Here is an 11068-nt window from a genome sequence, read left to right on the forward strand (position 1 = left end):
AAGCGCCCCTTCGACATGGGGTGGATTGGGACACCTCCCGGATGGCGGTTTCATAACCGGGGCCCTGGGGGAGCGGCGGTCGCAGGCTTGGAGCGCGAACGACACGCGCGGTCGCGGTCCCCGGTCGGCCGACGCGCGCGAGGGGTGTGGTTCAGGCCAATCGGCAAAGGATCTATTGACGATTGATTGACTGTCTCTTTACTTTCGATGTCGATGGTTGATCGCCACAAAACCATTGCCTCATGAGAAATGATGCATCGCTGCCACTCCGGGAGGTTTCACCATGGAACAGCTCATCAAGCGCATGACTGAGGAGTCCGTGTGGCGCAAGTGGGTCGCTGTCAACTCCGCCCAAGCCGCGAAGGAGGGGTGCATCAGCGCCACGCCCAAGAGCGGCTGTATCAGCGCCGCCCCCAAGAGCGGCTGCATCTCCTGACCCGCTGATGCTCCGCGCTGCCGGCGCGGCTGTCGCCGCGCCGGCAGGTCCCGCTCGCTCCTCCCCGCAGTCGACCCGTCCCGGAGCTCCCTTGAACCGCCTGCCGAGCGCCGATGTCCTGGACAAGGTGCGCGACATCCCGATCTACCGTGCTTCCGTCGAGCGCGGCCACTTCCCGATCCTGGAGAAGCCGGAGATCGCCCGCGGCTTCCCCGACAACTGGATGACCCCGGAGCTGGCCCGCGCACTGGAGGCCGGAGAAGCCGAGTTCGTACTGTCCACCGGTACCAACCACGCTCGCATGCAGCTCATCCGGCCGCCCTACTTCCTGCTCCGCTCCTACTACCGCCTGTGGAGCGAACACCCCGATCTCGGCACCTCGTGGCACGCGGGCGCCCGGCGGGTCTCACTGACCACCGTCCTCGCCACCGAACACGTGGCGCGGGTGAACGCCCGCAAGCCCGGGGCGACTCCCGGTGAACGCTGGCTCGACGACCGTACGCTGTACCTCAATCTCCGGCTGGACCCCGCCGATTGGAACCGTGACGAGGTCGAGCGCATGCTCGCCGAGATCCGCGAGGCCGCCACCGCCCACTCCGGCGCCGGCTATCTGCTGGACTGCTCCGGCTACCACCTGGCGCACCTGATCCGGAAGGTCTCGGCATGGGGCCTCTGGGACGCGTTTCCCCGCCCGGTCGGCATCGTCCACGCCTATGAGTACACGCCGCTGAACGTCCGTGCCTATCTGCGCGCCCACTTCGACTGCCCGGTGGTCGACCTCTTCGGCAGCACCGAACTCGGCTACCTGTTCTACAGCGACACCGAAGGCGGTTACCAGCCCTACCTGGAGGACATGAGCGTCGAGCTGATCCCGGTGGAACCGGACAGCGGCATCCACAGCCTCATCGTCACCAGCGTCCGCAACCCGTACATGCCATTGGTCCGCTACCGGTCCGGCGACTGTGTGCGCACCCGCGACGGCAGCGCCGACCCGGAGCGGATCGTCTCCTTCTGCGGGCGGGAGAAGGAACTGCTGCCCACTCCCCAAGGCCCCGTCTCCCAGGCCGACCTCGACGCCCGTATCGCCGGCATCTGCACTCGCGTCTTCCTGTACCAGTTGCACCTGACCGGCGAAATCGGATCCCACCTGTCGTACGCGACCTTCGACGACGCACCGCTCTCACCCGCCGAGACGGCCGAGCTGTCGGCGTCCGTCACCGCCTTGACCGGGCGTGCCTGCCAGGTGGAACACCGCGCCGGAATACCCATCGGGGGATCCGGCAAGTACGCATGGCTGACCAGGTCCGACCCGTCCTGACCCCGTCCGTACCGGCCCTCCCTGTGCGCGGGGCGCCCGACGCGCCCGGCGACGGCTTCCCGACAGGAGTCCCATGCCCACCTCCGCAGCACCCGCCGCCCCCTCGGGCACCCCCGTCCAAGAAGTGCCCGACGTCGAGACATTGCTCGACCCGGCTCTGCACGAGGAGGTGGTGCGGCACTTCACGGCCAAGCCCGAGGCTCCGTCCGCGTCCGTCGTACGGCACCAGGTCCGCGAGTGCCTGCGCTACCTCTACCTCCTCTCCCGCCACCCCGACCGGCTCGGCGGCCTCTTCCTCCCCGTCGAGCAGGACATCGACGAGATATGGCACTACCTGATCCTGCAGACGCGTGAGTACCGCGACCTGTGCGAGCACCGGCTGCCGGGCGGTCACTTCATCCACCACCGGAGCATCTCCTACGACGCCTACCAGGAAGCCCCCGGACGGGAAACCGCCGTGGAGGAGGCCCTGCGCTGGATTCCCCTCTACACGGTCGCGTTCGGTCCCTTCGACGCCGACGCCCTGCCGCACTGGACGATCGTGCGTTTCCTGCACGACGAACTCGGCATGTCGCTGGAGGCAATAGCAGCCCTGGCCGACGACGCACGGACGCCCGACGGCACCGCGGCCCCGGCGGGGACCCACGCGTGACCCAGACGGCCCCACCGACCCCTGTGCCGGACCTCTCCCGGGAACGGCGCCGCGCTCTGACGGTGCTCGTCGCCTCGCAGATCCTCGGCGGTGCCGGAATGGCGGCCGGCATCACGGTCGGCGCGCTGCTCGCCCAGGACCTGCTCGGCTCGACCAACCTGGCCGGGCTGCCGGCCGCGCTGTTCGCCGTCGGAGCGGCCCTCGGAGCGGCCGTCCTCGGGCGTGTCTGCCAGCGCTTCGGGCGCCGCCTGGGGTTGCTGTTCGGCAATGGAGTCGCCGCGCTGGGCAGCGCGGGCGTGGTCGCCGGAGCCGCGGCGCGCTGGCCCGTCCTGCTCCTGGCCGCACTCTTCGTGTACGGGGCGGGTACGGTCACAGGGCTGCTCGCGCGTTACGCGGGAGCCGACCTCGCCCCGCCCGAGGGACGCGGCCGGGCCGCCGGAACCGTGTTGTTCGCCCTGACACTGGGCGCGGTCGCGGGCCCGAACCTGATCGGCCCCACCGGCACCCTCGCCCACGCCTGGGGCGTTCCGCGGCTGGCGGGGCCCTTCCTGCTGGCGGCGGCGGCCTACACGGCAGCAGTCCTTGTGCTGCTGCCGTGGCCGCGCCCGGACCCACTGGGCCCGGCACAGCCCCAGCAACCCGGCGGTACTGTGGCCGAGCCCGGCGCCGGACCCCACGGCTCCGTACGCAGTGCCCCTGGTGTCGTCATCGGCGCCACCGTGATGATCACTGCCCAGCTGGTGATGATCGCCGTGATGACCATGACGCCCGTCCACATGACCGGCCACGGCCATGCGACGCAGGCGGTGGGTCTGGTTATCGCCCTGCACGTGGGCGCGATGTTCCTGCCGTCACCCCTGAGCGGTCTGCTCGCGGACCGGATCGGCGGGCGGCGGGTCGCCGCCACGGCCGGCACCGTCCTGCTGGGCGCCGGCCTGTTCGCGGGCCTTGCCCCACCGACCTCCGTCACGCTGCTGGCCTGCGCGCTCGTACTGCTCGGCGTCGGCTGGAACATGGCCCTGCTCGGCGGCACGGCCCTGATCACGGACGCCACCTCCGCCGAGAACCGCGCCACGGTACAGGGCCTGGCGGACGTGGGGATGTCCGCGGCGGGCGCGACGGGCGGCATGGTCTCGGGCCTGGTGGCCGGCGGCAGCGGCTACCCGGTCCTGGCGATGGCGGCGGGCGCCCTCGCCCTCGCGGTGATTCCGGCGGTGACGCTGAGCAGGAGAGGCCGAAGCCCGTGAGAAGGGCCGGAACCACGCAGCGGCGCGGCCCGGCCATCCGTCACGGCGAGACCACCACCGCCCACGCCGCCTCCTGCGCACCGCAGGCCTCCACACCTGGTCCGCGAGGTGACGCGGAAGAACAGGAGAACCCCGATGGTTACCGCCCCCAGCCCGCCCTCCGCCCCCCACTCGGTCGATGCCGTCGTCGTCGGGGCCGGACTCTCCGGTCTCTACCAGCTGCACCGGCTGCGTGAGCTCGGCCTGACGGCGGTGGTCTTCGAGGCCGGTGACGACATCGGCGGAACCTGGTACTGGAACCGGTACCCCGGGGCCCGCTGCGACATAGAGAGCATGTCCTACTCCTACTCCTTCTCCCCGGAACTGGACCAGGAGTGGGAATGGAGCCAGCGGTACGCATCCCAACCGGAGATCCTGCGGTACATCCACCACGTGGCGGACCGGTTCGACCTGAACGGGGACGTCGTACTGGGCACCCGGGTCACCCGCGCCGTGTACGACGAGGACAGACACTTCTGGCGGGTCTCCACGAACACCGCACGGGTTGTCACCGCCCGGTTCGTCATCCTGGCGACGGGCTGCATGTCGGTCCCCAAAGCCCCGGAGGTACCGGGCGCCGACAGCTTCACGGGCCAGATCCACCACACCGCCCAGTGGCCGCACGAGGGCGTCTCCTTCACCGGCCGGCGGGTCGCCGTGATCGGCACCGGGTGCTCCGGTGTCCAGGCCATCCCGGTTGTCGCCGCCGAGGCGGCCGCCCTCACCGTCTTCCAGCGCACCCCGGCCTACGTGCTCCCGGCCCACAATCGCCCGCTGCGCACCGTGGAGGTCGAGGAACTCAAGGCCCACTACCCGCAGTTCAGGCAAGCCCAGCGGTCGTCCAGGGGAGGAACCGTCTTCGAGCCACCGACCCGGTCGGCCCTGGAGGCGGACGAGGCGGAGCGCACGGCGTCCTACGAGGCAGCCTGGGACTCAGGCCTGCTGAACGGACTGCTGCGCACCTACACCGACATCCTGACCGACGAGACGGCCAACGAGACCGCGGCCGAGTTCATCCGGTCCAAGATCCGGTCGATCGTCACCGATCCGGCGACAGCCGAACTGCTCTCCCCACGCACGTTCCCCTTCGCGACCAAGCGGCCGTGCCTGGGCACCGGCTATTACGCCACCTACAACCTGCCGCACGTGACGCTGGTGGACCTCCGCACGACACCGATCGAGACCATCACGCCCCGAGGCATCCGGACCTCGGACGGGGAGCACATCGTCGACACGATCGTCCTCGCCACCGGCTTCGATGCCCTGACCGGCTCCCAGCTCGCCATCGACATCGTGGGCAAGGGCGGGGTGAGCCTCCGTACGAAGTGGGCGGACGGCCCCCGGAACTATCTAGGACTCGTCTCGTCCGGCTTCCCCAACCTCTTCACCGTCCTGGGACCGCTCAGCCCGTCCGTGCTCACCAACATCGCGGTGTCCCTGGAACAGCAGGTCGAGTGGATCACCGACTGCATCGCCCACCTTCGGGAGCGTGGGCTCACGCAGATCGACGCCACCCCGAGAGCCGAGGCGGACTGGGGCACGCGGGTGGCAGAGCTCGCCGCCCGAACGCTCTACCCGGCGGTGGACTCCTGGTACACAGGAGCGAACGTTCCGGGCAAACCCCGGGTGTTCCTGGCCTATGCCGGCGGACTGGACCGTTACCGGGAGGAGTGCGACGCCGTGAGCCGGGGCGGCTACACCGGCTTCGTCCTCTCCGCCCCACCCTCCTGAGCGCGGGCGGGTGCGGCGCCGACCCAGTCGCGTGACGGGCCTCACCGGGTTCCGCCGGGCACGGCGCGCCGGAACGGGGAATACCGTCGCTCGGGGCGGGGTCGGCCGCGCGGTCCCCGGTGACCGTCGTCGCTGGTCCGGGGGTCCGGATTCTGCTGACTCAACCGGTGGGAGACACGCTGACGGCAGGTCGGCACTCCACGGAACACTGCTCCGGCTGAGACTACGAGGGCGGTGACGCAAGGCGGCGGAGGGCCGGGTGCGGGTGCCCGACCTGATCCGGCTGTGCGGCCCGCCGGGTCGCGGGAGTGCGACGCACTCCTGCGGGCACGCGCGGCTGCAACGCGCCCGGCCGTGAGTCGCACACGGTCCGGTCCGCGGAAGAGGGACGCGGCCGGCGAACCCGCCGTCCAAGCCATCGGCCGGCCCCGAGGTGGGCCGACAACCCACTCCACCTCGTTACCGGCCACGTGCCTTTGTGCTGACGGCCGGACAGGCCACAACCGCGCCCCTCTCGTCAAGCGCTCGCCGTACAGCGACGGCTCCTCCTCCGCTCAGCCCCTGGGGCCCCCGTTGTGCACGGGAGGTGTCCCGCCTGCGGCCTTCTGCAACTCGCTTCAGGTCGCGATGACCTTCACGGCTGCCGGGACCAGGTCAGTTTCGGTGACCTTCAAATCGATCGGACGGTCTCGCGGCAGGGCCTCCAGGCTGTCGAGGATCTGCGGCATCGCAGGAAGGTCGCGTTGCCCGACAGGTACACCTGGACGGGACCGGCGCCCTTGTCGATGACTTCCAGCTTGAGGTGCGATGCCTCCCAGGCGGTCTTGACCACGGCCAGGGCCAGACCGCCCGATTGGCCTGCTGGTCGGCCCGTTCCGGGATCACCGCGCGGATGCCGCGTCTACGCAAGTGACCGCGGATCTCGCGGGAGGAGTACGCCTTGTCGGCCTGGACCACGTCGGGTCTGGTGCGGGGCCGCTCCCGGCGGCGGGGAACGCGTAGGCGGGCCATGACGTCCGCGAAGGCGGGCGCGTCGCCAGCCTGGCCAGCAGTGAGATGGAAGGCCAGGGGTCGACAACGACCGTCGGCGGCGAGGTGGATCTTCGTGGTCAGTCCGCCGCGCGACCGGCGGATGGCATGCTCGTCCGGCTCGCCCGCCGGGGCCCCCTGTTACGGGCCCCGGCCGCAGGCTGGTCCAAGTGGAGCAGGACTTTGCTGCCCGCCGCCAAGGCGAAGGCGATCTTCTCCAGTTCCCGGCGGGCGGTCGCGTCGAGGGCCTCCGCGGGAACGAGGGAGACGGGGCTGTCCGAGCGCCGGACCGTCGATCTTGACCAGGAGCAGGCCAAGGCGTTCGGCGACGTACTCGATCAGCGTCTTGCCGTAGCCGGGCGGGGACCAGAGCAGCAGCAGGCCGTGGAAGTCTGCGCTTGGCGTCCCTGGCCGCGCCGAGCTGCTTGGCACCGGGGCGGACCCCGGCGACCCGGTCCAGCGCTACACCCTCCAGACCACCGTCATCGGCGCCCGCCTCCTGGACTGGCTCGGCCAGCCCCTGTGATCACGAAGCTGAGCGAGCAGACTGGGAGAAGGAGACGCACCAGTCCCGCGTCCGTCCCGGTCTATCGTCCGCACCAAGGCGGTCACCATGAGCTACTCCAGCGATGACCAGCGGGTCCTCGGCGAGATCGAGCGTGGTCTCGCCCATGAAGACCCCGCTCTGGCCGACCTGATCGACTCGCTGAACGCGCAGTTTTCCCAGCCGTCGGACGCGACGGCGAGCGCCCCGGCCGCACGCCGCAGCCCGCGTGTCGTCGCGGCGACCGTGCTCACCGTCATCGCCCTGCTGGCGCTGATTCTCACTGCCATGCTGAACAGCCGTTCCACTCCGCCCGAAGGAACCGGCGGAGGACCGGCGGCGCTCTCCACCCTTTCGGCCACCGATGGTCACGGTCCCCTGTAGTAAGCACGGGCCGCAGGCGGGAAACACCGCCTGGATACCCGCACGCGCAGGGGCAGACTCGTGCTCGCCGTCGACCGGAGGAAGTCGTCCCATGCCGCAGCCCGCAGGAACCGGACCTTCCGTCCTTCTCCTGACCAGGGGATCCGCACTGACAGCCGCCGGAATCCTCATGTACGTCGTACCGCAGCTGCGGACGCCTCCGTTCGGTGCCGGGTCGCTGGCGCTCATTCACTGCCGCCGTGGCCGTCTCGGTCCGGACACAGTGATGGGATCACACGTTCAGCGGGGAAACAAAGGTTGCCCCGGTCGGGAGCTCGCGCCGGAACGCTCCTGTCGTCCGGCGGGGTGCGTCGGCGTCGGCAGGAGCTACCGGCCGTCCCTTACCTGTCCTCTGGGCCCTGCGGCGCCTGACGGCCGGTGGTGGAGGGGTACGTGTCGGCATCGGCTTCGGCCGCGTCGGCAAGTGCCTCGGCAGCGGCTTTCGCGGCCTTCGCCGCGTCGTCGGCCGCCTGGGTGGCGGCCCTGTCCTCTGGGGACGTCTCCCGGGTGGCCGGGGACTGGGGCAGGACCTCGTTGAAGGCGCGGGACACCCCTTGAAGCGCGGCGGTGACCTCGCCGGGGATCACCCAGAAGGTGCTGCCCGCGCCCTGCGCGAGCTGGGGCAGCATCTGCATGTACTGGTAGGCGAGGAGCTTGGGGTCGGGGTCGTTGCGGTGCACGGCCTGGAAGACCTCGTCGACGGCTCGGGCCTGCCCCTCGGCCTTGAGGATCTCGGCGGTGCGGTTGCCTTCCGCTCGAAGCACGGCGGCCTGCTTGTCCCCCTCGGCGGTCAGGATCTGCGACTGGCGCTGTCCCTCCGCTCCCAGGATCGCCGCCCGCTTGTCGCGCTCGGCGCGCATCTGCTTCTCCATGGCGTCCTTGATGGACTGCGGAGGGTCGATGGCCTTGATCTCCACGCGGTTGACCCTCAGCCCCCATTTGCCCGTCGCCTCGTCGAGGACGCCGCGGAGCTGGTTGTTGATGGTGTCACGGGAGGTCAGGGTCTTCTCCAGGTCCATCGACCCCACGACGTTGCGCAAGGTGGTGACGGTGAGCTGTTCGACGCCCTGCAGGAAGTCGGCGATCTCGTAGGCGGCCGCTCGTGGATCGGTGACCTGGAAGTACAGCACGGTGTCGATCTCGACGACCAGGTTGTCCTCGGTGATGACCGGCTGCGGCCTGAACGAGACCACCTGTTCCCTGAGGTCGATCACCGGATAGACGCGGTCGACATAGGGGATGACAAGGTTGAGGCCCGGCCTCAGGGTGCGCCGGTAGCGGCCGAGGCGTTCGACGTTACGGGCCCGCGCCTGCGGCACGATGCGCACCGCCCGTACCACGGTGAACACCGCGAGCGTCGCGAGGATCAGACTGGCTATGAGCAGTCCCGGCACGTCCATGACTCACTCCCGGGGATAGACGACGGCGGTGGCGCCATCGATTTCCATGACGTCGACGGTCGCCCCCGGAGGTATCACCAGCGTCTCGTCGTAGGCGCGGGCCGTCCACTCCTCGCCACCGATGCGGACCCTGCCGCCCAGTCCCGTGACCTCCGACACGACGTGGGCGGAGCGGCCCACCAGCGCGTCCGTGCCGAATCGCTCGGCCTGCGGCTTGAGCAGATGGCGCGCGGCGACGGGCCGCACGAACAACAGGCTGATCGCTGCCAGAGCGGTGAAGACCACGAGCTGCAAGGGCGGCGAGAGCCCCAGGGCGGCGGCTCCCGCCGTGGCCAACGCGGCGACGCCGAGGACCCCGAGCGCGGCAGTGAGGGTGAAGAGCTCCGCCACCGCCAGCGCCCCTGCGGCGATCAACCAGACCAGCCATAGGTCCATGGCGCGCTCCCAGCAGGTGCGACTCCGCGAAGGGCTGAACAAAATGTTCACCTTTTGCCGTTTCTACCCGGTTTTGTGAGGTGGCACGCTTAGGTCGGCTCGTCCGCCCGCTCCATGCGCGCTTGGAAGGGGCTGGCGTGCCTCAGCGTTCCCGCTTCTGCGGGTAAGTCCTGAGGGCGGAATTGACGAACAGGTGCGCATGACCGCACGACCAGCAGATCAGGCCGGCCGACTCGTTCGCCCACACCATGTCGAAGAACTTCATCCTTGTTCAGCAGCCCCTCTCGCTTCCGGAACGTGTCGTTGCCGCACATCAGGCAGAGCACAGAGCAGCGGGTGCTCCCCGATCACCGTGTGCAAGGGTTTGGCCACGCTGTCCCCCCTTCCTGTGCCAGTTCTGGCGGTGGTCGGGAACGGTGAGGTCAGCGGAGTGTGCCGCGTGCGAAGCCGATGACGGCCAGTGTGCCGACCGCGATGAGTCCGCAGATCGACTCCATGATGGAGAGAGCGACGCCTCGGGTGTTTCGGTCTGACTGCTGCATCTGTCTGCCTTCTTCATGAGAGCCGGCCAGTCCCCGGGCGTGCTCCAGGCCCGAGGACCGGCCCCGCCGCTACTGGGCACCGCGTCGGTAGGAGACCGGACGAGCGGCGCCGTGCCGCTGAGCGGGAGGCGGAGCGGTCGGTGTGCAAGCACTGCGGGCAGAAGTTCACCGACCAGCGCTGGGAGGAGACCACCGCGCACCGGACGGCCTGGAGCGCCGGGGACCTGTCGGTGGGCGGCACCTGCCACGCCGACGACGTCGCCCGCGAGGAAGCCGCCGCCGAAGCCGCCCGCGTCCAGGCCGCCATGCCACCGGAGCCGGAGCCGGAGCCGGAGCACGACCACGACCAGGAGCCGGGCAAGCTCCGCGGGCTGTTCCGCCGCCGCGGCTGACCCCACAGGCCAACGCCGCCCTCCTGCCGGACACGGGGGAGAGGTGGCGTCGACGAGCAGCGGCCCGGGTCAGACCGGGGCGGCCCGCTTCGCCAGCCCGGCGAGCGGGGAGCGCCAACCCTTCTCCACCGCGCGCAGCTGCTCCCAGTCGACCTCCGGGTGTGCGGGGACGACCGCGTCGACGGACGCCGTGGTGTAGAGCGCGACGTCGACGGCTCCGGCCCGGCTGGTGCCGAAGCGGACCTCGATCGACTGCGGGGAGCGGACCCAGCCGAGCCGGACCATGTGGTCGAAGTCGGCACGGCGGACCCGAAGACGGGCGGCGGCCTGCTCGGGCCCGAGCGGGGTGTCGGCGGCGACCAGGTCCGCCAAGTCCTCGCGTCGGCAAACCTCCGCGACCTGGTCGGGGTGGTGCAGCGTCCCGTCGGGGTTCGCGCTCAGGTCGACCAGCAGGCCGCGGTCGACGAACCGGCGCACCATGAACGCCGTCAGGTGCGCCTTCTCGCCGATCACGTTCGAGGTGCCGAGCGCGTGGGCGATCCGGTCGGCCGCCGCGCCGCCGGAGATCGCCGGGGAGGGCATCGCGGCCCGGATGGCGTCGGTGTCCAGCGCCTCCACAGCGGCCCGGGACCACCGGGAAGGCGACGCCGTCCGGGGCCGGGATCGCGCCGGTGTGCCGGGCCCACCGGAAGGCGGCTGCGGGCACCTTCAGGCGCTTGGCGGCCTGTCCCGCGTCGTAATCGGTTCGTCGCATGAAATCACCTCAACCGGCGAGTTAGACGCACACCGCTAGGCAGTTTCGTTTGGATCAGCGGGCGGACCAGAGGAAGATGCCCGCGATGTGGAGTCCGGCCAGGTAGACGGTGGCGGTCTTCTCATA

General features: G+C 70.3%; 10 protein-coding genes and 4 pseudogenes. 8 read left to right on the forward strand and 6 right to left on the reverse strand.

Going from position 1 to position 11068, the window contains the following annotated elements; genetic code table 11:
- Nucleotides 1–304: 304 nt before the first annotated feature.
- The 5 genes from AB0H53_RS27800 to AB0H53_RS27820 all read left to right on the forward strand — a co-directional run bounded on the left by AB0H53_RS27800 (nucleotide 305) and on the right by AB0H53_RS27820 (nucleotide 5423).
- Complete coding sequence (locus tag AB0H53_RS27800; RefSeq protein ID WP_362119023.1) at nucleotides 305–436, forward strand: hypothetical protein; 132 nt, start codon at nucleotides 305–307, stop codon at nucleotides 434–436.
- A 91-nt stretch (nucleotides 437–527) separates the two neighbouring features.
- Nucleotides 528–1754: a hypothetical protein gene (locus AB0H53_RS27805; RefSeq protein WP_362118985.1), complete on the forward strand. Its 1227-nt coding sequence runs from the start codon at nucleotides 528–530 to the stop codon at nucleotides 1752–1754.
- Between the two features lie 73 nt (nucleotides 1755–1827).
- The gene (locus AB0H53_RS27810) at nucleotides 1828–2406 is read left to right on the forward strand and encodes a hypothetical protein (RefSeq protein ID WP_362118988.1); all 579 of its coding nucleotides are present in this window, start codon (nucleotides 1828–1830) and stop codon (nucleotides 2404–2406) included.
- Complete coding sequence (locus AB0H53_RS27815) at nucleotides 2403–3653, forward strand: MFS transporter (protein ID WP_362118991.1); 1251 nt, start codon at nucleotides 2403–2405, stop codon at nucleotides 3651–3653. The genes AB0H53_RS27810 and AB0H53_RS27815 overlap by 4 nt, the downstream gene beginning before the upstream one ends.
- A gap of 135 nt (nucleotides 3654–3788) precedes the next feature.
- A complete protein-coding gene (locus AB0H53_RS27820; RefSeq protein WP_362118994.1) occupies nucleotides 3789–5423 on the forward strand; it encodes an NAD(P)/FAD-dependent oxidoreductase in 1635 nt (544 codons plus the stop codon).
- Between the two features lie 662 nt (nucleotides 5424–6085).
- Here AB0H53_RS27820 and AB0H53_RS27825 read toward each other — a convergent pair.
- A pseudogene (locus AB0H53_RS27825) lies at nucleotides 6086–6270 on the reverse strand (SulP family inorganic anion transporter); the annotation flags it as partial.
- 2 nt (nucleotides 6271–6272) lie between these two features.
- Nucleotides 6273–6560: pseudogene (locus AB0H53_RS27830) on the reverse strand (transposase); the annotation flags it as partial.
- A gap of 322 nt (nucleotides 6561–6882) precedes the next feature.
- Here AB0H53_RS27830 and AB0H53_RS27835 point away from each other — a divergent pair.
- A pseudogene (locus AB0H53_RS27835) lies at nucleotides 6883–6978 on the forward strand (PucR family transcriptional regulator); the annotation flags it as partial.
- An 87-nt stretch (nucleotides 6979–7065) separates the two neighbouring features.
- Complete coding sequence (locus AB0H53_RS27840) at nucleotides 7066–7380, forward strand: DUF3040 domain-containing protein (protein WP_362118997.1); 315 nt, start codon at nucleotides 7066–7068, stop codon at nucleotides 7378–7380.
- A gap of 380 nt (nucleotides 7381–7760) precedes the next feature.
- Here the strand turns inward: AB0H53_RS27840 and AB0H53_RS27845 are convergent, their stop codons facing one another.
- The 3 genes from AB0H53_RS27845 to AB0H53_RS27855 all read right to left on the reverse strand — a co-directional run bounded on the left by AB0H53_RS27845 (nucleotide 7761) and on the right by AB0H53_RS27855 (nucleotide 9519).
- Nucleotides 7761–8819: an SPFH domain-containing protein gene (locus AB0H53_RS27845; RefSeq protein ID WP_362119000.1), complete on the reverse strand. Its 1059-nt coding sequence runs from the start codon at nucleotides 8817–8819 to the stop codon at nucleotides 7761–7763.
- Between the two features lie 3 nt (nucleotides 8820–8822).
- Nucleotides 8823–9254 carry an NfeD family protein gene (locus AB0H53_RS27850; RefSeq protein WP_362119003.1) on the reverse strand — a complete coding sequence of 144 codons (432 nt, stop codon included), beginning with the start codon at nucleotides 9252–9254 and terminating at the stop codon, nucleotides 8823–8825.
- Nucleotides 9255–9396: 142 nt separating this feature from the next.
- Nucleotides 9397–9519, reverse strand: a complete 123-nt coding sequence (locus AB0H53_RS27855) for a hypothetical protein (RefSeq protein WP_362119006.1) — start codon at nucleotides 9517–9519, stop codon at nucleotides 9397–9399.
- Nucleotides 9520–9936: 417 nt separating this feature from the next.
- On the opposite strand from AB0H53_RS27855, the gene AB0H53_RS27860 reads away from it, so the two are divergent.
- Complete coding sequence (locus AB0H53_RS27860; RefSeq protein ID WP_362119009.1) at nucleotides 9937–10188, forward strand: hypothetical protein; 252 nt, start codon at nucleotides 9937–9939, stop codon at nucleotides 10186–10188.
- Between the two features lie 69 nt (nucleotides 10189–10257).
- On the opposite strand, the pseudogene AB0H53_RS27865 reads toward AB0H53_RS27860, so the two are convergent.
- Nucleotides 10258–10942: pseudogene (locus AB0H53_RS27865) on the reverse strand (hypothetical protein).
- Nucleotides 10943–11068 lie beyond the last annotated feature (126 nt).

Origin of the sequence: Streptomyces sp. NPDC050856, assembly GCF_040653855.1 — a bacterium.
GTDB lineage: Bacteria > Actinomycetota > Actinomycetes > Streptomycetales > Streptomycetaceae > Streptomyces.